This window comes from Singulisphaera rosea, from assembly GCF_054877945.1.
Window position 1 is genome coordinate 117,512 of sequence record NZ_JBTYIP020000002.1, and the last position, 26,557, is coordinate 144,068.

Here is a 26,557-nt window from a genome sequence, read left to right on the forward strand (position 1 = left end):
TCTCGTCCGAGATAGCCGAAGGAAAGATAATATCCCAAAAGGTCGTTCGGATGCAAGCCGTCGCGTCATCGCGAACGGTTTCGATCGATCACCTGCCCGACTGCACTGCCCCCAACGAGTTCGACGCTTGCCCGAGAACGGGCGCGACGACGAGGAGACCGAGGCCGGACATTTCGGGATGCGCGCTTTGCTCCTTGGCGACGACCATAAAGCCGAAGGCCTGGCCACGGGCGGGTACCGTGGCCAGGCCTTCGGGGACATCGTGAGGATCGCGAAATGGATCAGGACATCTTGGAGAACCAGGAGGTCCAGGTCGACTTCGGGTTGGTCTGGGTAGTCGGAGTGGTCGTCGGCGTGGGGGTGGGAGTGGGTGTGGTTGGGATGCTGTTCGCGAGGACCGTCGTGATCGTTTGATTGGTCACGCTGGACGAGTTCGAGGGGGTGACGCTGGGAGTGGTCGGCGAGGAGATCACCCGAGGCGTGAGCTGCATGGCCGCTTTGGTCACGGTGGGGGTGGGGGTGGGGGTGGGGGTCGAGATGGCGGCGGCAGTTGTGGCCGGGGGCGTGGTCGTGGAGGGTGCGGGCGTCCCTTGCCAGGCGTTGCTCAGGTTGAAGTCGACCTCGACGTTGGACGTCCCGATCTGGACATCCTGGCTCCGCACGACCTTGCCGCCCGAGATCGCGGTGACCGTATAGCTACCAGGGTCGAGGGCCATCTGGTACCCGCCGGCGTCCCAGGTCTGGACGCTGGTCGTCGCGCCGGTCGACTTGTTGGTGACCTGGATGGTCACGTTGCCCACGCCCTCGCCTAGGTTATAGGTCCCGGAGTGGTTGGGGTCGCTGAACGCGACGCCGACGAGCTCGGCCTTCTCCCCTTGTTGGGCGCCGAAGTCCTGCGTGATCACCATCGGGCCGACCTGAGACTTGGTCGCATTGACGATGCCGATGCCGACGTCACGGTAGGCATCCCCGGTCGATGTGTTCGGCTGGAGGATGTTATCGCGGTGGCCGTGCGAGGCGACGCCCCAATCGATGAGGAACGCTTCCATGGCCTGGTCGACGGAGCTCGAATAGGCGTAAGCATTCTCGCCGTCGGTCGTCCGGTTCGTATAGCCCGCCTGGTCGAGCCGCTGCTCGAGCGAGGAGCCATTGGCGCCTGTGTGGGACTGAACCCCGTTATCGGCCTGGTACTGGCTCTGCCCCTGGGCGGCGGTGGCGAGCTGGTCGTTCCAGGCGAGCGGCGGCTTGGCCGGGGCCGACGCGATTTCCTGCTTCACCTGATTCAGATCGACATTATAGTAGGCGATCGTCGCACTGACGTTGGCGTCGAGGTTCGAGGTCACCGTCTGCGCCATCTGGGCGGGATTCTGGCGGGACTGATTGAGCAGATACAGCATGTACTGCTGCTGGTCGGTAGGGCCACCGCTCGAGAGCAGCTCGCGTGATTCCAGACTCTCAAGACGCAGTGATCGTCGGCAGTTGGGTCGGGACATGCGAGCCTCCGTGCCTATCAAAATCGCCCCCCATTCGACGCGGGGCGTTCGGGTTTGGTCTCGAGGAGACCATCTCCCACCGTGGAGATGGTGATCGTTGGGCCGTTCCGACTTGAGGAAATAATCTCGGGAGCGGGGAGGCGTTGTCGGCGTGGCGTCGGGAGTATAAAGCAAGCACCGTGCCAGATTGGCCTTGACTCGCGGAGAAAACCCTCGGAATCGTGGCGAACTTCTCTCACTCAAGGGACTTAGGAACGTGGCGAGCCACCCCTGTCTTGAAAGCCATGACAACCCCGACTCGGCTTCCTTGCATTTTCGCCAGGATTGAGGGGTGTTAAACCTACATCACAGCCGTTTTTTACAATGAGCCTGCGACCTAACTCGTTACAGAATTTTTGCTTAAGTTCAGGAATATGGCGACCGACGCGGTCGTCTTGATCGTGACGGTCGTGCGGAGTTCGAGTCGGGGGGTGGCTCGACTCCTGGGGCTGAAATCCGAAGTCCCCGGTCTCCTGCACCGTTGATCGAATGACGCCGGTGAATACGTGGGCTGGTCTTACTTCTATGAAAGGGGAACGCGCACGAAGCCCCGTCTCTTGCCCCGAGTTCGAGGGTCGCGAACGCTCGTCCGGGTGAGAAATCGAGTTGTCGAGGTCGAACCTCATCAGGACCGGCCTTGTCGACTGAGCGGCCCTGCCGATAGAATCGCTCGTTTGGACCGGGGGGCCCGAGAATGTCGCGGTCGCCCTTGCGGTCGATTGTCCGGACATCCATCCGACACGAAGACGAAGGACGGCAGAGCGATGGCTCATAAGAAGGGGCAGGGTTCGAGCCGAAACGGTCGCGACTCGAATCCCAAGATGCTTGGCATCAAGCTGTACGGCGGGCAGGCCGCCAAGCCCGGCAGCATCATTTGCCGGCAGAACGGGACGAAGTGGCACGCGGGCAAGAATGTCTCGATCGGCCGCGACTGGACGATCTTCTCGCTGGTCGAGGGGACGGTCAAGTTCGACCGGGACGGTCGGCGGATCAACGTGATCCCGCTCGCGACAGCCGGGGTGGAAGGCTGATTCGCAACGCCTTCACCCTCTAGTGCAACGGGGCAACTATGTTCGTGGACAGGGTGACGATCTTCGTTCGGGGAGGCGACGGTGGCAACGGCTGCCTCAGTTTCCGGCGCGAGAAATACGCGCCCCGAGGTGGCCCGAACGGGGGAGACGGCGGGAGCGGGGGGAGCATCGTGGTTCGTGCGGCCGACGGCTTCACGAACCTTGCGCATCTCTCTTTCCAACGCCACTGGAAGGCCGAACGAGGCGAACACGGGCAGGGCTCCGATTGCACGGGGAGGGGTGCCCCCGACAAGATCATCGAGGTCCCGACGGGGACGATCATCCGCGACCGCGACCGCGGTCACGTCCTCCGCGACCTCCAGGCGGCGGACGACTCGGTGATCGTCGCCCAGGGTGGGCGCGGTGGGTATGGCAACGCCCACTTCAAGTCGAGCACGAATCGCGCCCCGAAACAGCACGAGCCGGGCGTGGCCGGTGAGGAGCGCTGGATTACACTGGAGCTCAAGGTCATCGCCGACGTCGGGCTCGTCGGGTTGCCGAACGCCGGCAAATCGACGGTCCTGTCGCGGATTTCGAGGGCCCACCCTGAGATCGCCGATTACCCCTTCACCACCAAATATCCGAATCTCGGGACCGTCCGTGCCGGCGATCATGCGTTCGTCGTCGCGGACATCCCGGGCCTGATCGAAGGGGCCCACGAAGGCCTAGGGCTCGGCCATGAGTTCCTTCGCCACGTCGAACGGACCCGGCTCCTCGTCCACTTGATCGACTGCAACCCGATGGACGGCTCGGATCCCATCGTCAACTACCGGACGATCCGTCGCGAGCTCGAGCACTACAGCCCGGCGCTCGCCGAAAGGCCTGAGCTCCTGGTGGTGACCAAGATGGATCTGACCGACGCCGCCGAGGCGAAGGCTCGGATCGTCGAGGGTCTGGGACGTGACGTTTTATCGATCTCGGCCGTCACCGGCCAGGGGATACCCAACCTCATCCATCGGATCGCCGAATTGCTGGAATCGCTCCCGGCCGTTCCCGATGCCTCCCCGGTCGCCTCCGCGCCCATCGCCGGGGGTTAGCGTCGTGTTGCATATCGTCGCCGACGTGGGGAACTCCCGCCTCAAGTGGGGACGCCTCGACTCCTCATGTCGCCTCGAGGAGACCGATGCGCTGCCCCTCGACGAGCCCGAGGCCTGGGCGCGAGCCTGGTCGCGTTGGAACCCGGCCGGTGAGCCGTCGTGCTGGTCGATCGCGTCGGTGAATCCCCCGGTCGCTCGGGTCTTTGGGCAGTTCCTCGAAGTCCGAGGCATCGCCGAGAGGACCTGGTATACCTCAGCGGCGCAGGTCCCGGTGCGGCATGAACTGGAACACGCCGAGACCGCGGGGGCTGATCGGGCGCTCGCCGTCATCGCGGCCATCGCGTTGCGAGGCCAAGGGCCGGGTGTGGTCATCTCCTGCGGCACGGCGATCACGGTCGAGCGGGTGGCGCCGTCGGGCGTCTGGCAAGGGGGGGCGATCGCCCCCGGTCTGGGCCTCGCCGCGCGTGCCCTCCACCTGCTTACGGCCCAGCTCCCGCTCATTTCGCCGGGAATGGCCCCGGCCGCCTGGGGGAAGTCGACGTTGCCTGCCCTCGAAGCCGGCCTCTATTGGGGGACGGTGGGGGCGGTCCGTGAGCTCGTCACCCGGCAATCCCAAGGCCTGTCCCCTGCCCCCTGGATCGTCTGGACCGGCGGCGATGCCACGAGCTTGGCGCCTGCGCTGGCCTGGGATAAGTCGGAAGTCGTCGCGGACCTCGTCCTGGTCGGGCTCGCCAAGACCGCGGCTCGCGGACGAGGAGTGAATCCAAAGTGTGTTCCTACGTGACAGGAATGACTCTCCGAACGCTTCGGAATGTTATGGACCCCTACCGATGACGGCCGCGGCCCGAGTCTCCATGCTGACCGCCGAGGGGCGAGGCGCGGTCTCCGTCGTTCGAGTCTGGGGGCCTGGAGCGTTGGTGGTCGCAGCCTCCGTATTCCGACCTATCCGGAAACCGTCCCTCGATCGAACCTCCGCCGGCAGGATGCGGCTCGGTCGCGTGGGTGCAGGACTTGGAGACGAGGTCGTGGCCGTCGTGGTCGAAGGGCCTCACCCCGAGGTCGAGTTCCATTGCCATGGCGGTCCGGCTCCCGTGACGATGGTCATGGACGCACTGACGGTCGCTGGTGCAGAACGGCGACAACCGAGTGCCTGGATCCGGCAAACCGCTTCCTCCGTCATCTCGGCCGAGGCCGAGGTCGACCTGGCGAGAGCCCCGACCGTGCGCTCGGCCGAGGTGTTGCTCGACCAGATGCAGGGGGCGCTCGTCTCGGAGCTCGAACGCCTGGTCGAACGCCTGGTCGAAGGCCTCGAGAACGACCTCGACGATGTCGTTCAAGGAGTCGACCGCCTCATCCGAGCTTCGGGAGTCGGGAGACGCCTGATATCAGGATGGCGCGTGGTGCTGGCCGGCCGTCCCAACGTGGGGAAGAGCCGCTTACTCAATGCCCTGGCCGGCTACGACCGGGCGATCGTCGACCCGACGCCCGGCACCACTCGAGACGTGGTGAGCGTCCGCACGGCGGTCGAGGGTTGGCCGATCGTATTGGACGATACGGCCGGACTTCGCAACTCGGACGACGCAGTCGAGCAATCAGGGATCGCTCTCTCCCGTTCCCAGCACGAGTCCGCCGACCTGCTCCTCGTCGTCCTTGACCGATCTCAGCCGTTGACCGGCGATGATCATCGGCTCATCTCCGATCACAGCGGTTCGTTGCTCATCGCGAACAAGGCCGACCTGCCGGCAGCCTGGCAGCCGGCACCGGACATCCTCGAGATTTCTGCGGAACGAGGGGATGGGCTGGACACACTCATCCGCTCGATTGCCGGCTGTTGCATCCCCGATCCTCCCGAAGTGGGGGCCGCGATCCCGTTCCGTCCCCGGCATATTCGCGGCCTCGAGTTAGCCTCGCACCGTCTCAAGGCCGGAGACCCGATTGGCGCTCGCGAGGCGCTGGAAGGGATTCTCGTCGGAGATCTTGGCTCGACGATTTCCCCCGAGGTCGGTTGATTCGCCGACTGTCGGACGAGCCTGACATGATCTCGCTGGCCTTGCCGCGGCTTGAAGTTCGTCCACCAGAAGATCGAGACGCTCAGCCCGGTCTGCTGGGAGCGACGGGAATCCGCTTGAGGTCGGCGCCCGCACGGGCTGCTGGGCTATCGGGGGTGAGTTGGACGTCGTCGCGGCCGAGGGTCCATGGCATGCGGCCCGGCTCCCATTCCTTGAGGAACTTGAGATTCCCATGGACCGGCGCCGCCTCCTTCGTCCCGATCGCCACCATCCAGGAGGGCTGATCGTAGATCTTGGGGACCGTCCCCGGCTGCGCGGATTGATCACGACGGTAGGCGTTGATTTCGTGATAGGCGACGCCGTGACCTTCCCAACGGATCCGGTCGCTGAGAGAGGTCAGGGTGTCCTGTCCGTCGACGCGGAACAGCGGCGCCCCTTGCGAGGTGGTCGCAAGGATCGAGTCGTGGGCGGAGACGTCGGCGACCGGGAGGTCGGGCTCATCCTGGGCGCTTTCCAGTTGCACAAGGCCGCCGGCCGTCCTTGCCGTGACTTGATTGAGCGTGAGCTTGAGAGGTTGGGCAACCTGGCCCCGAGGTTGTCCATGGGCATGGACCAGGCTGCCACCGGTCGAGACGACGACGTTCCTGAGATCGAGGTCGAGCCGCCGGCCCGGTGAGACTTCGAAGAGGTCACCGCCCGAGCGGAGCAGCGAATCCAGGAGGTGGACGACCGCGGCCGAAGCGTCGGCATCGGCTCCGGGTTTCGCCCCCTCGGACTCTCCCGGGGGGACCACGATGGCGGCCGAGAGGAGCTGGTCTCCCTCGATGCTGACGGTGCAGTCGATCAGGCCCAGCTCGGCGCCCGCCCAGACGCCGAAGCCTGCCCAACGACCTTGTCGAGGTGAGTCCGTCTGCGCCAGGATGACATCGATGCCCTGGAGGGCGATCGACCCTGAACGGAGCTCGAGCCAGACCGACCATGCCGTCGGCGTCTTGGGGTCGGCCGGTGTGGGGCGGAATCGAATACGGGGTCGCGTTGCCCCGGGTTGTGCCTTGACCGAAACCTTGGCATTCTCGCGAATGCGGATACTTTGAAGGTCCCAGTCCGCGTCGGATGCGATGATGAGGGGGGCCGAAGCGGGCTCGGAGCGGTCGAGTGCCTCGAGGAATTGATCGGACGTTCGGATCACGCCTGCCGCGGGAGTCGAGGTGCCCGGTCGATCGGGCGTCTCGTTCGCCTTTTCGGGGCTGTTCGAGGTCGGGCTCTGAGGTTCAGTCACCTGTCGGCCCGGATCCAGTCCCATCGGGGGCATGACCGGCATATCGGGAATCTCGCCACCCATCTTGCTCTTGATCGTCGATGGGTCGACCGTCGCGTCGCTCACGATCATCGGCTTCGGGGTCGGGTCGCTCGGCGAGGCTGTCGGGATCGTGCCAGACTCGGACCTGACCGTTTCCGGGTCTCGACGAGGCTCGGGAGTGATCGAGGCGATCCTGGGATTGCTGTAGCCGATCAAACCGAAGGGACCCTGACGCGCTCCGAGGACCGTCGTGCCGGCCAGGTCGGAGGCGAGGCGGAACGCTCGAGATGGATTCCACTCATCCTGGGCGAGGGCCTGCATCGGGTCTAGCTCGTTCCAGACCTTTGTCCGGGTGGAACTCGAGCCGGTCTCGCGCGAACGACCGGAGGACTCGACCCATGACTCCCAGGTCCTGACGGGATGATGCCCGGGCCTCGAGGTCGTCGGCTGGAGGAAGACACCGATTCGGGAATAAAGGTTATTCCGTCCTCGCCAGTCGAGCCCCTCGGGATTGTCGATCGCGAGGAGCGTGGCGTCGACGTCCCGTGCCGGGGCGATGATCGAGTCATCGATCCTGACGCGAGGGGCGACGCCGTCGAAGCGGAGGATCGGCCCATCGCCGGCGATCAGACTGACGTACTGCAACCGAAGCTCGGCCGGCACGGGCCCGACCACGCCGGCGTTCTCGAACCAAACGGCGGGTTCGGCGCCCCCCATCGTGCAATCTCGGAGCTTGAGGTCGGCCGGCCCTTGGGCCAGGATCCCGGCCTGCTTCCCGTCGAAGTGGCAGGCGTCCACCAATACCGCTGGAGGGCGTTCGGCCGAGGGAGGTTCGAGGATCTGGACTGCGGCGACCCGTCCATCGCTCGAGGGGACTCCCGTGGAACGAAAGACGCAGCGATGGAGCGTCAACTCGGTGTTCTCGCAACGGACCGCGGCCGCAACGATGTCGCGAGGGCCTGGTTCGACCACGAATGCGAGATCCTCGAGAGTGATCTTCCCCCCGGAAAAGTCGAGGATAGCGGTCGAGCCCCGCTCTTGAGGTGAGGCGTGGGCGAGCCGGAGGACCGGCCGGACCCCCGCCTCGGCCTTGATCGTCAGGTCGCAGTCCTGCAGTCGGGCGTTCGGATGATCGCCTCCTCTTCCCTTCAATTCGTAGGGCCCGTCGTCGGTGAGCACCACGATCGAACGAGGCGGAGCCGATGCCAGGATCGACGCGAGATCCTCGCCTGACGCGACGGAGATGTCTCGTGGGAGGGCGTCGGTCGGGGGACGGGAGACGCCGTTCGCCGTCACCGAGGCCGTGATCGCACCGGTGGCTGCCGGACCGGTCGAGGTGCGCGAGGTAGAGGAGCTCTTCGCGATCGGTCCAGGGGCGCCGAAGGGGTCGGGCGGGAAAGACCGGGGCGTCGGGGATCCGGTTTCTTGGCCCCACCAAACTAATCCGAAAACGACGGCCGCGAGGGCCAGGGCGGGGAGGCCCCAGACGAGGTGGCGCTCCCAGCCCGGCGGGTGGGTCGCGGACATCCAGACCAGGCCTTCGGGGCTGACCGAGCGCAGTCCGAGCGCACCGGCGACCGTCAACAGGTCGCGGACGAGAAGTTCGGGGGTCTGGTATCGCCGGTCGCGATCCTTGGCCATCAATTTCACGAGGATGCTCGCCAGGTCGGGCGGCACCGCGGGGTTGAGCGCACGGACGTCCGGCGGCGCGCCTTCCTGATGTTGGAGGAGCTTCTGGAGGACCGTCCCCTCGGGGAAGGGAGGACGGCCCGTGAGCATATGGAAGAGCGTGCATCCGAGCGAGTAGAGGTCGCTGCGTACGTCGACGTCGCGGGGGTCGCGGGCCTGTTCGGGACTGATGTAGTCGAACGTCCCCAGGGTCATCCCGCTCTGGGTCAGCCCGTCGTCGACCCCTCGCTCGAACCGGCGTGCCAGCCCCATGTCGACGAGCTTGGCCCGTCCTTGCGGGGTGACGATGATGTTGGAGGGTTTGATGTCGCGGTGGACGACCCCGCGTTCCGCGGCGTGCACGAGCGCCCCGGCGATCTGGAGCGTGAAGTTGATCGCCTCGCCGGCCGACATCGGGCCGTTGCGCTCGACCCGCTGGCGGATCGTCGTCCCTTCGATATATTCGAAGGCGATGAAATGATACTTCGTGTCGTGGTCGATCGTATAAACGCGAGCGATATTCTCGTGATCGAGCCGGGCCGCCGCCCTCCCCTCCTGGTAGAACCGCTGGACCACTTCCGGGTCGTGCGCCTGCTCCGGGGGGAGGATCTTGAGGGCCACTTGTCGATCGAGGCGGGTGTCCAGCGCACGGAAGACGGCCCCCATGCCGCCGACGCCGATCGACTCTTCGAGCTCGAACGACTCAATCCGATCGCCGGGCCTGGGGAGCGGGATCGGGATGATGTCGGAGGGGACGCGAACAGGGCGCGAGGAGTTGCTCGAGCGGACGGTCGGAGGGTCGTTACGACTCCCCGATTCTGAGCCCGTGGACCCACCGTGCGTCGGCCAGACGCCGGTGGCTTCAGCGGGTTTAGGGTTAGGATACGGCTCGGGGTCCTGCATCGGACAATACTCTCAGGAAGGGGGGAACGTTGTCCCCTTGCGGCACATCCTTGCAACACGCGGAACGCGTGGGAGACGCGAGTAAGAGGTGCATGCAATCGCGTCGATCCACTTCAAACTATAGAAGATAGGAACCGTTGGTGTCAACAATTTCGTCGCGGGCAACATCACCCGATCTCCCGTGACTACGAGCCGCGAGCCGGCTCCCTCTCGCTCGACTCCCGTCTCTCCCGGAAGTCTCAAGACCTGGCGCGGGGTTTGCCGCTAAACTAACTAGGCACGGGTGCTGCTTCCCGGCCCGCCTGTCCGCGCGTAAAGTAATACCAATGTCGGAGGCGGATCCGTCCGGCTCTCTCCGTCCCAAGGCCTCGGAAGGAATGCTCGCCGTGCCGCGCCTGAGAACCTTGGTCAACGTGTGGCTCTGCGCGTCGGTTCTGCCGCTCCTCGGGGAGACGACGGCCCGCGCGGCCGTCACCGCCGAGGAAGTGTCTCGAGCCATTCGAGACGGGGTCCGTTACCTGAAATCCTTGCAAAAGGACGACGGTTCCTGGCCCGAAGTCGAGCAGCAATCGAAAACGGGCACGACGAGCCTCGTCACCCTGGCCCTCCTCACGGCCGGCGAGCCTACGAACTCGCCGGCCGTCTCCAAGGCCCTCGATTATCTCCGAGGCTTCCTGCCGAACGAGCTCGACAACACATATGCCGTCTCGCTGCACTCCATGGCCCTCGCGGCCGCGAACTCCGATCGCGACCTGGTCAGGATTTCCGCGGACGCCGACTGGCTGATCTCGACCCAGATCAAACCAAACGAGGGTCGAAATAGCCCCGGGACCTGGTCCTATTCCAGGTCGCTCAATCGGGGAGACCCATCGAATACGCAATATGCCCTACTCGGCCTGCACGCGGCGAGCGAGGCGGGCGTGAAGGTACCTCCCCAGGTTTGGTCCGTCGCGCGGGCGGCCTGGGTGAAAGCCCAGCATCCGGACGGGAGCTGGGCGTATCCGGGGCTCCCCTCCAGTGCGAGCATGACCTCGGCGGGGATCTCGAGCCTGGTGATCACCGGCCTTAACCAATATCAGGGGCACGAAAGGCTCGTCGGCGACGAGATCGTGGATTGCGGGAAGGGGAGCACGAGTCGAGAGCTCGAGCTCGCCGTGGGCTGGATGGCGAGGAATTTCGATGTCCGCCAGAACGTCGGGCAGGGGAATCAGTGGAGGTATTATTATCTCTACGGCCTCGAGCGCGCGGGTCGACTGACGGGCCAGCGGTTCTTCGGCGAGCATGACTGGTATCGGGAAGGGGCCGAGGCCCTGGTTCGCGAGCAGAACCGGGTCACGGGCGCCTGGGTCGGCCTCTCGATGGAGAAGGCCTTCCCGCAACTCACCACCAGCTTCTCACTGCTTTTCCTCGCGAAGGGACGCTCGCCGGTGCTCGTGAACAAGCTCCGCCACGGGCCTCGGAACGATTGGAATCACGATGTCGACGATATCCGCAACCTCGTCAACACCGTCTCCAGGGACTGGAAGACCCTACTGACCTGGCAAGTCGTCAACCCCGACTTTGCCACGGTCGAGGATATGCTCCAATCTCCGATCGTCTATTTCAACGGCCACACCGCGCCGGAGTTCACGCCTCAGGGGAAGAAGAATCTCCGCGACTACGTCGAACAAGGGGGCTTCATCTTCGCCGAGGCCTGCTGCTCGCGACCCGAATTCCACAGCGGCTTTCAGGCCCTGATGGAGGAGATTTTCCCCGAGCCCGAATACAAGCTCCATCCGCTGCCCGAAGACCATGCCGTCTGGCGCGCCAAGCATCAGCTTTCGCCCGACGTCCACGAGCTCTGGGGGATCGAGCACGGGTGTCGGACCGTCGTCATCTATGCCCCGAGCGACCTCTCCTGTTACTGGAATCAGGCGGAAGCGAGCCCGACGCACCCGGCGGTGATCAAGGCCCTACGGGTCGGGCAGAATGTCATCGACTACGCAACGGGTCGGGAGTTGCCCGCGGATAAGCTTGCCGTGCGCGAGGTGAAGGATTTCAAGCTGGACTCCCCCAAGCGTGGGGCGATGCACATCGCCAAGCTCCGGCACGCTGGCGACTGGAACGTCGCGCCCCTGGCGATCCCCAACCTGACGACGAGCCTCCGCGACCGGCTCGGTTTCGACGTCGTCATCAACCACAAGGAACTCCCGCCGCGCGACCCCAATCTGTCGCGTTATCCCTTGATCTATGTCCATGGCCGCGCCAATTTCCAGCTCTCGCCGGAGGACCGCGACTGGCTCCGAAAACACCTCGAGCCCGGGGGTGGAACCCTTTTCGCCGACGCTGCTTGCGGGAGTCCGGCGTTCGACAACGCGTTTCGTCGCGTGGTTGCTGAGATGCTCCCCAAGCATCCGCTCGTCCCGATTCCTCCCGAGGACGACCTCTACACGGACAAGATCGGTTACGACCTCTCGAAAGTCCGGTACACCCGCGCAGCGGGGGGCGGGCAGAAGCTCCCGCAACTCGAGGGGGTCAAAATCGACGGCCACTGGGCGATCATCTACTCGAAGTACGACCTTGGTTGCGCCCTCGAGAGGCATCAAGGCCCCGATTGCAAGGGCTACGACCAAAAGAGTGCCGAGATGATCGCCAGTAATATCGTGATCTATGCGACGTTGCCCTGACCTGACCAAGGCCCGGGCGGTGTCGCTGGTCTGACGGGATCACTGGCCCGCTGGATGGGAACGGGAGCGCTTCTCCATAGGACTCCTGGTCGACACCCCTTGAAAACTTCGCCGTCTCGACCCATCATCGATGATGAGGGGCCTTACAAGGTCGGCCGCCTCTTTCGGTGGCCTTGGAGCGGTCTCGATGCGTTGGGTTGATCGGGTTTACGGCGATGTCGCGATTGTTGATCCCAGTCTGGTGGCTCTGATCGCGTGCCCGACGTTTCAGCGGCTCCGCGGGGTCCGTCAGGCCGGTCCTTCGGCTTATGCGTTCCCGTTCAAGACGGTCACTCGCTTCGAACACAGCCTGGGTGTTCATGTCTTGCTCCGGAAGCTCGGAGCCGGGCTTCGAGAGCAGGTGGCGGGCCTCCTCCACGACATCTCTCACACCGCGTTCTCGCACGCGGTCGACTTCGTATTCTCGTCCGAAGAACAGGACCACCACGAACGCTTGAAACCCGAGTTCCTCCGGCGCCCCGACATCGTCGGCGCCCTCGCCGCGATGGGGTTTGCGCCCGAGGAATTCTTCGACGACTCCATCTACCCGCTCTTGGAACGCCCCCTGCCCTGGCTCTGTGCCGATCGGATCGACTACTTCTTGCGCGATGGCCTGGCCTGCCACGTCGCCACGCCTGAGATCGTCGAGCGATTACTGGAAAATATCTCGGTCGTCGACGGGGCGATCGTGTTCACGAGCCTTGCGGTCGCGAGCGAGGCGACGGCCCTGTATTCGGTGATGAATCGCGACTGGTGGGCAAGCTCGACCGAAGGGTACGTCTACAACGAGTTTGCTGATGCCCTCCGCGAAGGCTTCCGACGCGGGGCCCTGACGAAGCAGGATCTCCTCGGCGATGATTCCCACGTCATGGCGAGGCTCGAAGCCTCCCAAAGCCCGCTCATCGCCGAGAAGCTCGAACACATCCTGCACTTCGACCCTTCCAAGGTTGAGGGGTACGTCGCGAGGGTCACGCCCAAGACTCGATGGCTCGACCCGCCGGTCGTCGTCGATGGAGTCTGTCGACCCCTGTCCGAGCATTCCTGAGCGGGGCTCGAAGGCAAGGTTGTTGGCCCTCGAATTACCCCGCCCGGTTCAGCCCGCCGAACCTTTGGATTGGACTATTGGGCGGGTAGAAGCCGGGTCTTCGAGTTCGAGCACGGGTCGGTGGAGCGAGAGGTGACGGGCCCAGGAGGGGACGGGCTCGGGGAAGTCTCGTCGCGTGTGGACCCCTCGGGATTCTTCGCGGGCAGAGGCCGCCGCGATCATCAAGCGGGCAACGATCAACATGTTTTGCATCGTCCAGCCCGCCGGATCCGAGAAGACGTGGCCGAGGACGTAGCGGCACCAGAAGTCGACCTGGTCGGCCGCTTCCGCGAGGCTCGAGGCGTCGCGAGTAATTCCGACGGACCGCCACATCAAGGCACGCAACGAGTCGCGAATGTCGGCGAGGTCGAGGGCCTCGTTGCCGTCGAGGGAGGGCTCGCCGCTGATCGGGGGCACCTCGAGCGGCCGAGGTCCCTCGGCCTCGAGCAGGCGCATGATATCCTCGGCGGCCCGGGCCCCGTGGACGAGCCCCTCGAGCAGGCTGTTCGACGCGAGTCGGTTCGCCCCGTGCAGCCCCGAACTGGTCACCTCTCCGGCCGCCCAGAGGCCGGGCAAGGTCGTCCGTCCGTCGTCGTCGATGGTGACGCCGCCGATCATGTAATGCGCCCCAGGACGGACGGGGATCGGGTCGCGGGTCATGTCGAGGTCGAAGCCCCGACAAAGCCGGTCGATGCCCGGGAACCGTCGCCGGATGTAGCCGGCATCGAGATGCGAGAGGTCGAGGTAGACGCTGGGATGCTGGGTTTTCGCCATCTGGGCGGCGATGGCCCGCGAGACATCATCTCGAGGGGCGAGCTCGGCGAGCGGATGGTAATCGGGCATGAAGCGATGGCCGTTACGATCGCGGAGGTACGCTCCCTCGCCGCGTAGGGCCTCGGTCAGGAGATGGCGTGCCGAGCCTGCGATGTACAGGACGGTCGGATGGAACTGCATGAATTCCATATCACGCAGTTCGGCCCCCGCGCGATAGGCCAGAGCGTGGCCATCCCCCGTCGCGATCGCGGGGTTCGTCGACTCGCGATAAAGCTGCCCCGCCCCTCCTGTGGCCAGCAGCACGGCCCGGGCCCAGACAATCGCGGGACCTCGCCTCCGATCCCAGACGAGGGCTCCGCGACAATGACCCTCGTGCGTCAGCAGATCGACCGTGAAGCTGTTCTGCCAGATCCGCACATTCCTACGCTCGCGGGCTTGCTGGATTACCGCCCGCATGACCTCAAGGCCGGTGGCGTCGCCGAGGGCGTGGACGATCCGGGCATGCGAGTGGCCTCCTTCGCGAGTCAAGGCGACCTGCCCGTCGACCTGATCGAAGTGCGTACCCCAAGCAATGAGCTCGGCGATCCGGCGCGGGGCCTCGTGGATCACCATCGCGACGACGTCGGGATCGCAAAGCCCCTTTCCCGCAGCGATCGTGTCCGCGATGTGATCCTCGAAATGGTCCTCGGGGTCGAGGACGCCGGCGATTCCCCCTTGCGCGTACGCGCTATTGCTCTCGCGGACCTCATCCTTGGTGACGACGAGCACGCGGTGCGGCTCGCCGATCCCGAGGGCCGCTCGGAGCCCCGCCAGGCCTCCGCCGATGATCAGGACGTCGGCGAAGTGGTGGGGGAGCTCCCTGGGATCGAATCCGACGAGATAGCGGCGGGGGAGAGTGAGCGGAGACAGCATGACGTTCGGATTCGCGTGTCGGAGAAGGTACGGACCATCCGGACCTTCCGAATGGCGGGACCGTGCCCCTACCACAAATCGTGGCAGGGTCACGGTCGACGGATTCGACGCCACGTCGACGAGGTGGGCGAACTCCTAGTTGCTGGGCCCGCTCCCCGTTCGGGAGGGATTGAGGACCTTCGACCGCGAGAGGCTGCTCTTGTAGGCCTCCAGACCGGCCTTGAGCTCGGGCGGGACCTGGAGCCGGGTCCCTTCGATGTTGCCACGGAGGTCGTCCCCGGCCGCATTCCCCTCGCCCCGGATCGTCCTCGAACTGACCGGAGCGTTCGGGCCGAGCTCGGGGAGCTTACGGTTCGGGTCGAACTTCCGCTCTTCCCCCGGCTTGATCTTGATCTCGCGGCCAGGCCCCGGCTCGGCCTGAGGGGCCTTTTTGAATCGCTTGACGAACTGTTCCATCTGCTCGCGAGACATTCCCGTATCTTGCTCGATCTGCGGAGTGACCTCGTTGTTCTTCAGCATCTCTTCAAGTTTCCGCAGCACGAGATTCGACTGGGGCACGTCGGGCGCGACGGTATCGCCAGGATTTGCGGGGGGATTGGCCGCCCTCGGAGAAGGTGTCTTCTTCATGTCCTCCTCGGAAGGTTCGAAAGGCTGGCCGGGGTCGCCTTGGGTTCTCCGGATTCCCCCTCCGTTTTGGCGAGAACCGGCGCCACCATTTCCACCACCGCCTTGATTGCCGGGAGGTCCGGAGGCCCCGTCGGTCTGGGCATCCCCCTGTTCGCCCGAGGGTTCGCCACCTTGCGTCTGCTGGCCGCCAGGGCTCGAGTTGGAGTTGCCAGGGCGATCTCCTTCGGAGCCGGTACTGGACCTGCCGGGCTCACGTCCAGTCGACGGCCGCCCGCCGTTTTCCCCTTGACCCTGGCCTTTACCTTGCCCTTCTGGGCCGTTCCCACCCGTCGTATCTCCACGCCCGGGCGTTCCTTCGCCCTTCTGCCCGTCATTGGAAGGTTGTCCCGCACCGGGTTGCGTTCCCGTCGAACCCTTCGACGAGGAATTTCCTTGATTCCCCGCACCGGAATTCGCACCGGGAGAACGCCCATCGGATGAACCAGGATTCTGGGATTCGCGAGCAGCCTGCCCCTCACCTTTGCCGCTCTCTTGGCCCTGTCCTTGACCTTGGCCCTGTCCTGATCCCTTTTGCTGTCCTTGCCCTGGCCTTTGTCCTTGTCCCTTACCCTGGCCAGGTCCTTGTCCCATACCTTGGCCCTGTCCCTGCCCCTGACCCTGTCCCTGCCCCTGACCCTGTCCCTGCCCCTGACTCTGCCCTTGGCCCTGACCCTGCCCTTGGCCCTGACCCTGCCCTTGTCCCTGACCTTGGCCTTGTCCCTGACCTTGGCCTTGTCCCTGACCTTGGCCTTGTCCCTGACCTTGGCCTTGTCCCTGACCTTGGCCTTGTCCCTGACCTTGGCCTTGTCCCTGACCTTGGCCTTGTCCCTGACCCTGCCCCTGCCCCTGACCCTGCCCCTGCCCTTGTCCCTGACCCTGCCCTCGGCCTTCATTCCCCTTCTGGGCCTGCTCTTGGTTCGCGCTAGATCCAGGTGAAGGCGAAGGATTGCGGTTGTTGGACTGGGAGTTTTGATTTCCTTGGGGCTTGGAGGTGGACGACTGCGTTGGGTCACCACCCTGCCCGGGCTGTCCCTCGGAGGGTTGACCGGACTGGGACGGGGTTTGAGACGGAGAGTTTTCCGGAGTCGCTTGGTCTCGTTCCTGGGGAGGAGCCTCCTCCTCCGGCTGTTTTTCAGCCTTTGGGTGCTCTTCCGCCTTCTTCTTCTCGGGTTTCGGGTACTGGAGCTTCTTGTCGGCCGCCTCCTCCTTGGCTTTCTCGGCAGCTTTGGGCGCGGCCTTCTTGCTCGTGTCGGTGACTCGAGTTGCTTCGGGTCGGTTAGTCTCGTTCTTGGCCTTCGGTTGGCCCTTCGCCTTGGCCTTGGCCTGATCCTTCGTGGCGGGGGTCTGCGAATCCTCCGCCTGAGGGTCCGAGTCTGGAGTGCCGGAAGGCTTCGTGCCGGCTTTCTCCGAAGTCGGCTTCGAGCCCTCACGCGTTTCCGATCCGTCCCGGGAGGTCTGATCCGTTCGATCCGTCGGGCGACGATTCGCACCTTCGCCGGGCTTCGGGGACTGTCGATTTCCCTGCGCGTCGGACTTAGGTTCACCCTCGGCCCGCGGGTCCTGGTCGCGATTTCCATCCTTCGGGGATTGAGGTTGTCCCTCGGTGCTTTGATCCTTCTCCGACCGTCCTTGGGATGGACTGTTCTTTACATTGGGATTTGTTGCGTTTTTGGAGGCGGCGTCCCGATCTTGGTTGTTCCGGGCCCCCTTGGGCTGCTCCGAATCCTGGGACCGCTGCGTGGGGCTGTTCGTGTTGTTTTTCGGTTCGGAGGTGGGGTTCGCACCCTCGGGTATCTCGCCGGGTTTCGCGGGGTTCCCACCATCACGCGACGTTGTTGGTGGTTGTTGCCCCGGTTGCGTCCGGGGATTCTCCTGGCCGTTGCGCTGGGAGGGTGATCCCTGATTCGGGCCCGTAGGTTTCCCACTCTCCGACGGTGTCTGGCCGGACTGATTCCCAGGCGTCTTGGGTGCCGTGGAGTCCTGCGTTTTCGCACTCGGATCCGCCGGCATGTTCGTCGGGTTCGGATTGGAGCCTTTGGGTGCAGAACCATCGGGCTTCGTACCGGTGTTCGACGGGGCATTCGGCGTCCCGGGATTCGCGCCTTGGTTTGTCGGACCACCCGGTTTATTCGTCGAGGTGCCGGGAGCATTGGGCGTCCCCGACTCCGAGCCCTTGCTCGCGGCATCCTCCGGTTTCCCGGTGTTTGAGCCGCTCGACGAGTTCGGATCCTTCGGGTTCGCGCCCGGTTGTCCCGCTTGTCCCGGAGCGCCGGGCTTGGATCCCGAAGGATTGGCGCCTTGGCTGCCGTCCTTGGGATTCGAGGCCTGGCCTGGAGGGTTGGGCTTTCCACTCGCGCCCGTCGGTTTGTTGGAATTCGCCGGGGTTTGCGAGGGTCGTCCACCGGCTTGATTGCCGGCTTGGCCCTGGCCATCTTTCGCCTGGCTTTGGCTTCCAGGCTTGTCGGCGTCGGCGTTCTGGCCCTCTCCCGGCTCGCCCCCGCGGTCAGTGCCGCTCTGGTTTGCCTTCGACGTCTCGCCGTTCCCTGTGGCTTGCTCCCCGCGATTGCCTTGTGGCGTGTTTCCCTTCGTCTGCGGCTGGGTTTGGTTGGGAGTCGACCCGTTCTCGCCGGGCTTACCCGAAGTGTTCGTCGATTTCTGGGTTCCTTCGGGAGAAGCGTTCGACTCACCCTGGTTGCTTTGACCTGCGCCCTCACCCGGCTTCGCGTTGGGAGTTTCGCCGTTCGAACCCGGATCATGATTCATCGCGCCCGACTGGCTGTTCGGGTCACCTTGGCGGCTACCCTTGTCCGGGCCGGAAGGCTTGGTCGATTCACCCGAACGGGATTGATTCCCTTTCGTGGTCGCTGGGCGGCCGGATTGTGGTTTCCCGCCGTTTTGACCCGTCTTCGATTCCCCACTCTCGCTGGAGCCTTTCTGGTCGCCGGTGTTCGGCTGCGATTCCCCCGTCCCCTTGTCCTCGGGTTGATCACCAGCAGGTTTGTTGGGAGGCTGCCCGCCAGTCTGGCCGGGTTGCGGGTCGGAACCCTGTTGGGAGCCCGACTGGTTCGATCCTTGCCCAGTGTCGTTCGGCCGCTGACCAGCCTGAGCATTGTTCTGAGGAGCCCGAGTCTTCGAGTTCCCTCCCGCCGAGGGATTCTGGTTTGGACCCGTGGTCGGCTTTTGGGAGTTCGGCTCCTGCGGTTGCTGGCTCGATTCATCGGAGGGAGCTTGGGACTCGTTTCCGGCTTTCTGTGGTTCCGCCGCGGCCTGGTTCGGAGACGTCGAAGATCCTTGCGATCGTTCCGCCCCCTTCGGTTGCGATTGGGGCTGGCCGCCTCGAGAATTCGGGGTGTTCGCCGAATTCGAGTTCCCGGTTGGCTGCGGTTTTGCCGGGTTGGGCTGATCCGACGGCGGCTGCGACTCGGGTGACCCGGACGGCGGTTCGTTCGAAGGACTGCCGGGATTCGCCTGCCCGCCCCGCGAGGGCTGTGATCCGTTCGGACGACGTTGATTGGGCTGGGAACCGGTGGAGTTTTTGTCGTTGCGAGGGGTGCCGTTAGGCGTCGGATTGGTGTTGCCGGCCGGGTTCGGTGGATTCCCCTGATTCGCGTCGGGATTCCTTTCGGCTCTCGAGACGTCGGAGGAGTTATTCCCCGACGGAGATGCGCCGTTGGGACGATTGTCGTTGGGGTTTCCCGAATCCGGCGGTGGGCTTCCGCCTTGTGAAGTCTGGGTTTCGGAAGTACTCGCGTTATGATTCGACGAACCCGTATTCGAGTTCGTGCCGTCCGAAGCCCGACGGTTGTTCGGTTGCGAAGCGGACGTGTTACGGCCGTTGGCCTGGTCCCCGGCTTTGGCTCCTCCTTGGTTGTTGTTGCGGGAGAGGGCCTTTTCGAGTTGCTTCAGCTTGTCGAGATCCTGGGGAGAGATGTCCGAATCCTGATTCTGATTCCCCTGACCGTTCTTCGCAACCGGCTTGTCGGCGCTCCCCCCGTCCCGGCCCTGAGCCTGATCGTTGCTCTGAGAGGCACCAGGATCACGGTCGGCCTGCCCCTGGTCGGCTCCTTGTTTTTCTTCTTTCTCCTTCGCAGCGGGTGGCGTTTCGCTCTCGGCGTTATCGGCCTGCTCCGTGGCCGCTCGTCGATCGTCGTCTTCCTTCTCTTTCTTGACCTGCTCGTCGGCGGCTTGCTTCTCTTTGGGAGCTAGCGGGGCGATGACCTTGATCTTCTGCCGAGTCGTCTCGAAGCGGTTAGATTGCGGCTCCTTCGTGTCGCGGACCGTGAGCCAATATTCGATCTCGGATCCGGGCTGGACCCGCCACTCCACCAGGTCGAGGACCTCGGTCGCCCGGAAGTCGACGGTCGGCTCCCTCTGCTCCAGGAGATTCTTCGAGAGAAGATTCTCCGATTTCTGTTGGACGTGGAGGGTGACATCTTTGACCCCGTGATCGTCGGCGGCCTTCATGAGAAGTGCCACCCGGGCATTGCTGGCCACCTCGATCTCGGGCTTCTCCGGCTTCTCGAAGGATGCGCGGGGCGGTTCGTCGCGGTGGGCGTAAATGTCGTAGACGACCGGGTCGGGGTTCATCTGCCCTTCGGTCGTCCGGAACTTGATCGTGTAAGTCCCCGACTTCGCGACCTTGAACCGTCCGACGAGGTCCTTGGGATTCGAGGTGGAAACCTCCATCGGGACGGACCCATCCTTGGCGAAGTCGAGGTTCGCCGAGCGGGCCGGTTCGTTCGTGGTCGCGTGGACCGTGACCATCGTCCCCTCGATGGCCTCGACGTTGCCCCCTTCGACGGCCGGCCTGGGCGCCAGCTTGAGATAACCGGGGAAGTCGTAGTCGATCGAGACCGAGGTCACCATCGGGGCGGGAGTGACCTCGAGGTGATACTTCAGCGACTCGGCGTCACCGCCCGTGAGGTAGTAGTCCAGGCTCTGCTGCGCGTTCTTGAGGGTCGTCTCCCAGGGGTCGTAGCGATTAGCGCCCGGGGCAAAGTCCTGGGTCGAGTAGAATTTGCCGCCGTCGGCGCTGAAGTGCAGCACGACCTTGCCGGGGCGGGTCCCCTGGACGTCGACCTTGAATTGCACGTTGGTCCCACCTGGGACCTTATTCTTGGACGCGTCGTCACCCGGCTGGATGTTCATCAAACGCGTGTTGGTCGGCCGTACGACATCGGCCAACAGCGCCCGGCGGGTCGAGTCGAGGATGCTCTTCGGCGTCATCGCCGCATAGAGGCAAAAGGCGACCACGATGCCCGAGAGCGTGTAGGCGATCTGCATCAGCCGGCGCTGATTCACGACGCTGTCGATCTCGACCAGAGTCAGGTCGTTGACCGCCTTCGCCTCGATCGCCGCGAGGGCGGACTTCGACATCTCCCCGCGACGTCGGCGCAGGTCGAGGTAATTGATCAGGCTATTCTTGATCGTGGGGTCGGACTGCTCGATCGTCCTGGCCGCGTAGAAGCCGTTCACGCGGCCGAGTAGCGGCAGCACGATCCGGAAGAACCCGAATGCCCCTGTGCCCGCGAGTCCAAGCACCAGGATGATGCGACGGGCCCAGATCGGCAGGCCGATGGTGTGGTCGAGGATGACTTCGAGGAAGAGACCCGAGACGACGGCGACCAAGAGCAACAGGCTCGCGGTCAAGACGTCGGTCATCTTGATCCGTGCCCGCGTCCGGCTGAGCTGGTGGTCGATGTACTGCTCGTAGTCCAGCATCTTGCCGTAAGGCTGCGTGCTCGAAGCCATAGAGCCGACTCCTGTCGAAAGACGTGCGCGCGAGGTGACGCGGGGAGCATCGCCTATTATACGTCCCGAGGGCGGCCAAAAGCCAACGAGACCCTGGATTTCGACGTTTGTCGTTGAGACCTCCGGGCCGGCCGGACGCGGCCGACTGGCCCTTGGGTCAACGACCTCCAGAGATGATCGCCTCTTCGACGAGTCGAGGTGCCACCGTCGTCAACGTCTTCTCGGTACGACTCGAAACCCTTGCGGTGACAAAATAGGTGTTTGGGGCAAAATCGTCGATCGGCCAATGCGCGACGGCGCGTTCGAAGCCTGCCTTCTCGGGGCCAAATGGCTCGAGCGTGGCGGGGAGGGTCTTGATGATCTTGCCGTCGGTGTCGTGAATCCTGATTTCGACGTCACCAGCGATTTGAACGAACTCCGGGGGGATCGCCATCACCGCTTGGACCTGGCCTCGCTCGGACTGGACCCAGGGGGTTGCAACCCAGAACGGGAAGGCCGCAGGGCCGATCGTGTCGAAGTAGTCGGGGTCGAACGACTTGACCAACTCGACCTTGCCGAGCGAGGCCGGTTGCTGGACCGACAGGGGCGAGCCATAGGCGAAGGTCCGGTCGGTCCGCTTCGCCCCGTCCCCACTGCAGAGCTCGGCGTCGATGGCCATCAATGCCCCGAGCTTCGGGGTGAACTCCGGAAAGTTGGACCAGGGTAGCTTGAGCTCGACCTCATAGCTTTCGGGCCCGTTCGTCGCGGCGATTTCGACCCCGGTCAGGATGGTGTCGCTGGTTGCAATGCCGCCGCGGATGACCCAACGGGGCTTCAGCGCTTCCCCCTGAAACGGTGAGAAGAAGAAATGAATGGCACCTTTCGACCAATCTTTACCTTTCAGAGCATCGCCCGCCCTGGTATCCAGGTAGAACTCGACCGCGTCCCCGTCGTACGTCGAGGCGAGAGGCGCGGGGTTCGCTTGCTTGGCGTCGAGGCAGCGCAAGCCGATGTAGAACGCCTCATCATCCCACATGTAGAAGAATTGCGCCGCGCGGTTCATGAGGTCGGGATGGGCGTAGTTGACCGGCGTGCAAAAGGCGGCATCCCATTCCTTCAGGTGGCCGTCGATGGCCACCTTCCCGGCGGTACGCGTGACGAGGCCGCGGACGCCGGGTGCCAAAGACTGCGGGTCCTCCCCCCTTGAGTCCAGGGACAAGACGCACCCCGAAATGATGACGCATGCCGACATCAAGATCCGCATAATCGTGGTCCCTTCCCTGCGGCCGGAACGCGGCCAGCGTTCGTCGAGTGGAGGCTATTGGGGCGCCCAGGGTGATCACGGGCGACCGAACGCGCCTGCATCGCGCGAATCGACCGCCGGTGTCGTCGGCCATGGGCCGTTCAACTCAGGCGAACCGGACCGTCTGGTCCCCCGCGACGACCTCGCCGATGACCCAGGCGGAAACCTTGGCCTCATCCTGGAGGTACCGGGCGATGGCTTCGGCGTGGTAGTCGGCGACGATCAGGATCAGGCCGATCCCCATGTTGAAGACCCGGAACATCTCCTCGTCGGGGACGTTTCCGAGCGACTGGAGCCAGGGGAAGACCTTGGGGATCTCCCAGGAGCCACGGCGGAATTCGATCGCACAGCCTTCGGGTAGGATTCTCGGGGGATTGTCGATGAGGCCGCCCCCCGTGATGTGGGCGATCCCGTGGACGACTCGCTTGACCCGGTAGTGTCGATAGACGGTCTTCATCGCCCGGACATAGATCCGCGTCGGCTCGAGGAACTCGTCGGCGACTGTCCTGCCGAGTTCGGGGACGAACGAGTCGTGCGAGAGCCCGGCGTGGTCGAAGGCGATCTTTCGCGCGAGGCTGTACCCGTTCGAGTGCAGGCCCGAGCTGGCGATCCCGACGATCTTGTCCCCCTCGCGGACCTCTTTGCCGGTCAGTACGTGCTTCCGCTCGACCACGCCGAGGCTGAAGCCCGCCAGGTCGTACTCGCCGGAGTGATAGAATTCGGGCAAGATCGCGGTCTCGCCGCCGAGCAAGGCGCACTCGGCCTGGATGCACCCGTCGCTGATCCCTTTGACAACCTGCTCGGTCAGCGACGGGTCGTCGCGACTCATCGCCACGTAGTCGAGGAAGAGCAATGGCTCGGCCCCGGCACACAGACAATCATTGACGGACATGGCGACGAGGTCGATGCCGACCGTGGAATGCTTCCCGGAAGCGAACGCCAGCTTCAGCTTCGTCCCCACGCCGTCCGTCGAAGCGACCAGGACTGGGTCGCGATAGGTCCTCGTCAACAAGCCGATGTTGGCGTCGAGCCGGAAGAGGCCGGCGAAGCCGTTCTTCCACTCCATGACCCTGGGAGGCGAGAGCGGGTGGGTCCGCTTCAAGAGCGGAGGAAGTCGCGCCATCGTCTCTTCATACGTGTCGAGGTCGACGCCTGCGGACTTGTAATCGATCGGCTCGGACATGGGAGAAGATCCGCGTGGCCTTCCGGGGTCGGGTGTCGCTTGACGGCGTCAAGCCGGTTGGGTTTGGTGCGTCGCGAGGCGAAGCCTCTCGCTCCTTCGGACCGAGGGTCTTACGACTCCAGGCGTTCCGCACCGGAGATTGTACCATCGGCCGGCCCTCGACGGACGCCCTCCCTCCCCGGTTCGCCTCGGCCACGAACCTTGCCGCGTCCGCACATCGCGATCAGGCCGGGTGTTCAGGCTCTGCGGGTGGGGACGCCTGCGACGATCTGGAGGGGATCGTTGGTCAAGTGGGGCGGGGTTTGTTGACGATCATGGAAAGTCTCCCGGGGTCGACCGCAGTCGCCCAGGTTGTCCCGCGTGCTCGAAGACGCGACCTGGCCGCCGCGGTCCACAACCCTCGGAGCTTGATCGAGGCTGTAGCGCAGGCTATCTTTGAAACCTTCCGCCTGAGAGGACGGATGGCCGTGTCGGTCGATCCCTCCCCCGCCGTCGTGTGATTTCCCAACGATCGAAATCCAGGAGTTCCGAGATGCAGCGTAAGTGGTGGACCCTTTTCGCGGCGATGGTCTCGGTCAGCATGCTGGCCGTCGGCATTTCGATGGCTGACGAGGAGTCGGAGCTGCACCAGCTCATGGAGAAGGTCGGCCCCAAGAGCAATGCGATCAAGAAGGCGCTCCGGACCCCGGTCGCCTACAAGAAGGGGCAGAAGGACCTCGCCAAGATCACCGAAGAGCTGATCGAGCTCGCGAAGAAGAACAAGGACCTCGCCAAGGACGGGGCCAAGAAGGCCAAGGGCGAGAAGGACCCCGAGAAGAAGTGGGTCGAGATCAACGACGTCTTCACCAAGGAGCTCGAGAAGTTCGCCGCGGTCATCGGCAAGGCCGACACCGACCAGGCCGCCGCGAAGAAGGCCTGGAGCCCGGTGAACGAGAGCTGCACCGAGTGCCATAAGGTCTTCCGCGTCGACGAATAATTCGTCACGGAGACTATTCCGACGCCTCGGGGCGTCGGCCGAGTTTGAGAAAGGCCCCGAGCGTCCCCCCGTCGGGTGGGCGCAGGGGCCTTTCCCTTTGTAAACGGTCGGCCAGCTTCGAGCTGGAGAATCCTCGGGCTCACGTCAACGCTGTCGTCCTTCGACCGCCAGGAGGAGGACCACCGTGGCAATCGCCATCGGTCGCGGGAGTTTTCCTCCAGCGTCGTGGGTGAGATCGACCGTAAACTTAGGAGGAATGCCCCACGCGTTTTGCCGCATCGTCGCGACGGTCTCGTCCTCGACCTGAATCAGGAAGGTTTGCGGGAGCAGAAGAGCGGCGATTTCGACGAAGCGACGAACCAGGGCTTTCCACGGACTCTCCTCGAACACCCGGCCTCGGAGAACCCCGTCGGAGTCGAAGAGTTCCCAGGAGTCGCGAACCAGCGAGGTCAGCCCCTTGCGTCGGAGTGCTCCAATGGTTTCACCCGTCTGCGAGTCGACGACGGTGTACGCGGCGCTGAAGTCGACGATCCGGTCGGCCTTGATGGACAGCAACTCCACCGTCTGCGCCTCATCCGCGAAGACCCGGATATCCTCCTTGAGCTTGAATGCCTTCTGTTTCGAGTAGGCGACGACCCGTCCGTCCGGTGTCTTGAGCCAGAATGCGGCGCCCGCCAGCTTGAACAGTTGCCGTTGGGCCACCAGATGCTCGTGCTGGTAGACTTCGGGTAGGTCTGACGTCATGAAGGCCGGCTCCGGGGAAGTCTGGAAGAAGGATCGGCCGAGTCCCGATCAGGGGCTCGGGCTTGACTCGAGTCGCATGGTAGTCAACAGAGGGGCAAGTTTCTAACCGATGTCGCCGCCCGCCCCGCGGTTTCGAGTTTGGTCCTCATGCATTATCTCGACCTGACGTATCCGGAGATCGACCGGAACCTGGCCCTCGACGAGGCCCTCCTCCTCGCCGCGGAAGAGCGGGGCACGGGTGGGATCTTGAGGATCTGGGAGCCGCAGGATCTTGCCGTCGTCCTCGGCGCATCCGGTCGGTTGACGCAGGACGTGCATGTCGACCGTTGTCGACAGGATGGCCTCGCCATCGCTCGACGATCCAGCGGCGGGGGGACGGTCGTCATCGGCCCGGGGACCTTGAACGTCACGGTCGTACTCCCTTCCGACTTCGGGCCCGGGCTTTGGGCGGTCGACGTCGCCCAGAGGTATGTCCTCGAGCGGTTCGCCGAATCGCTGCGAGCGTGCGGGCCTCCCGTCGAGGTTTTGGGGCATGGCGACCTGACCATCGACCGGCGCAAGTTCTCCGGAAGTGCACAGAGGCGACTGCGACACCATTTCCTGGTGCACGCCACCATCCTCTACGACTTTCCCCTCGACGTCATTCCACGTTACACGGCCCAACCTTTGAGACAGCCCGAGTATCGAGCCGATCGATCACATGATGACTTTCTGATGAATTTAGGGCTTCCGCGGACGTCGCTCGTCGCGGCCGTCCAGAGGGCCTGGAACGTGGACCAGGAATCCACGGAACCTGTTGATGTACCTGAGGATATGGTCCGGGACCTGGTCGCGGCCAAGTTTGCGGATCCCGAATGGATCGGGCGTTTGTAGCGGTTTTTCCCGCGTTATTCAATCCTTCTCGGCCGAAGCGCCGAATGGATAGTCAAGACCCAACGGCGGAGACGTCCCGAATGTCCAC

General features: G+C 64.3%; 15 protein-coding genes. 8 read left to right on the forward strand and 7 right to left on the reverse strand.

What is annotated here, in order from left to right; all coding sequences use genetic code 11:
* Window positions 1-281: 281 nt before the first annotated feature.
* Window positions 282-1,493: a CAP domain-containing protein gene (locus ACYOEI_RS03690; RefSeq protein ID WP_462847947.1), complete on the reverse strand. Its 1,212-nt coding sequence runs from the start codon at window positions 1,491-1,493 to the stop codon at window positions 282-284.
* Between the two features lie 803 nt (window positions 1,494-2,296).
* On the opposite strand from ACYOEI_RS03690, the gene rpmA reads away from it, so the two are divergent.
* The 4 genes from rpmA to ACYOEI_RS03710 are packed head-to-tail and all read left to right on the forward strand — an operon-like array spanning window position 2,297 to window position 5,648.
* Complete coding sequence (gene rpmA, locus ACYOEI_RS03695; protein ID WP_462847948.1) at window positions 2,297-2,563, forward strand: 50S ribosomal protein L27; 267 nt, start codon at window positions 2,297-2,299, stop codon at window positions 2,561-2,563.
* A 38-nt stretch (window positions 2,564-2,601) separates the two neighbouring features.
* Window positions 2,602-3,639, forward strand: a complete 1,038-nt coding sequence (gene obgE, locus ACYOEI_RS03700) for a GTPase ObgE (protein WP_462847949.1) — start codon at window positions 2,602-2,604, stop codon at window positions 3,637-3,639.
* 4 nt (window positions 3,640-3,643) lie between these two features.
* Window positions 3,644-4,423 (forward strand): type III pantothenate kinase, encoded by a 780-nt coding sequence (locus ACYOEI_RS03705; RefSeq protein ID WP_462847950.1) that lies wholly within the window; start codon window positions 3,644-3,646, stop codon window positions 4,421-4,423.
* Window positions 4,424-4,469: 46 nt separating this feature from the next.
* Window positions 4,470-5,648: a GTPase gene (locus ACYOEI_RS03710; protein ID WP_462847951.1), complete on the forward strand. Its 1,179-nt coding sequence runs from the start codon at window positions 4,470-4,472 to the stop codon at window positions 5,646-5,648.
* A gap of 82 nt (window positions 5,649-5,730) precedes the next feature.
* On the opposite strand, the gene ACYOEI_RS03715 is transcribed toward ACYOEI_RS03710, so the two are convergent.
* Complete coding sequence (locus ACYOEI_RS03715; RefSeq protein WP_462847952.1) at window positions 5,731-9,519, reverse strand: serine/threonine-protein kinase; 3,789 nt, start codon at window positions 9,517-9,519, stop codon at window positions 5,731-5,733.
* 386 nt (window positions 9,520-9,905) lie between these two features.
* Between ACYOEI_RS03715 and ACYOEI_RS03720 the strand changes: the two genes are divergently transcribed.
* A complete protein-coding gene (locus ACYOEI_RS03720; protein WP_462847953.1) occupies window positions 9,906-12,185 on the forward strand; it encodes a DUF4159 domain-containing protein in 2,280 nt (759 codons plus the stop codon).
* Window positions 12,186-12,372: 187 nt separating this feature from the next.
* A complete protein-coding gene (locus tag ACYOEI_RS03725; protein ID WP_462847954.1) occupies window positions 12,373-13,269 on the forward strand; it encodes an HD domain-containing protein in 897 nt (298 codons plus the stop codon).
* A 48-nt stretch (window positions 13,270-13,317) separates the two neighbouring features.
* Here the strand turns inward: ACYOEI_RS03725 and nadB are convergent, their stop codons facing one another.
* The 4 genes from nadB to purM all read right to left on the reverse strand — a co-directional run bounded on the left by nadB (window position 13,318) and on the right by purM (window position 23,876).
* Complete coding sequence (nadB, locus tag ACYOEI_RS03730) at window positions 13,318-14,994, reverse strand: L-aspartate oxidase (RefSeq protein ID WP_462847955.1); 1,677 nt, start codon at window positions 14,992-14,994, stop codon at window positions 13,318-13,320.
* A gap of 135 nt (window positions 14,995-15,129) precedes the next feature.
* On the reverse strand, window positions 15,130-21,411 hold the full coding sequence (locus tag ACYOEI_RS03735) for a proline-rich domain-containing protein (protein ID WP_462847956.1): 6,282 nt from the start codon (window positions 21,409-21,411) through the stop codon (window positions 15,130-15,132).
* 157 nt (window positions 21,412-21,568) lie between these two features.
* Window positions 21,569-22,573, reverse strand: coding sequence for a sugar-binding protein (locus ACYOEI_RS03740; RefSeq protein WP_462847957.1), 1,005 nt, complete (start codon window positions 22,571-22,573; stop codon window positions 21,569-21,571).
* A 226-nt stretch (window positions 22,574-22,799) separates the two neighbouring features.
* Window positions 22,800-23,876, reverse strand: a complete 1,077-nt coding sequence (purM, locus tag ACYOEI_RS03745) for a phosphoribosylformylglycinamidine cyclo-ligase (protein ID WP_462847958.1) — start codon at window positions 23,874-23,876, stop codon at window positions 22,800-22,802.
* A gap of 532 nt (window positions 23,877-24,408) precedes the next feature.
* Between purM and ACYOEI_RS03750 the strand changes: the two genes are divergently transcribed.
* A complete protein-coding gene (locus tag ACYOEI_RS03750; protein WP_462847959.1) occupies window positions 24,409-24,852 on the forward strand; it encodes a cytochrome c in 444 nt (147 codons plus the stop codon).
* Between the two features lie 144 nt (window positions 24,853-24,996).
* Here the strand turns inward: ACYOEI_RS03750 and ACYOEI_RS03755 are convergent, their stop codons facing one another.
* Entirely contained in the window at window positions 24,997-25,596 is a 600-nt protein-coding gene (locus tag ACYOEI_RS03755; RefSeq protein WP_462847960.1) for an LURP-one-related family protein, read from the reverse strand.
* 147 nt (window positions 25,597-25,743) lie between these two features.
* Here ACYOEI_RS03755 and ACYOEI_RS03760 point away from each other — a divergent pair, with 147 nt between their 5' ends.
* A complete protein-coding gene (locus ACYOEI_RS03760) occupies window positions 25,744-26,469 on the forward strand; it encodes a lipoate--protein ligase family protein (RefSeq protein WP_462847961.1) in 726 nt (241 codons plus the stop codon).
* The last annotated feature ends 88 nt before the right edge of the window (window positions 26,470-26,557 follow it).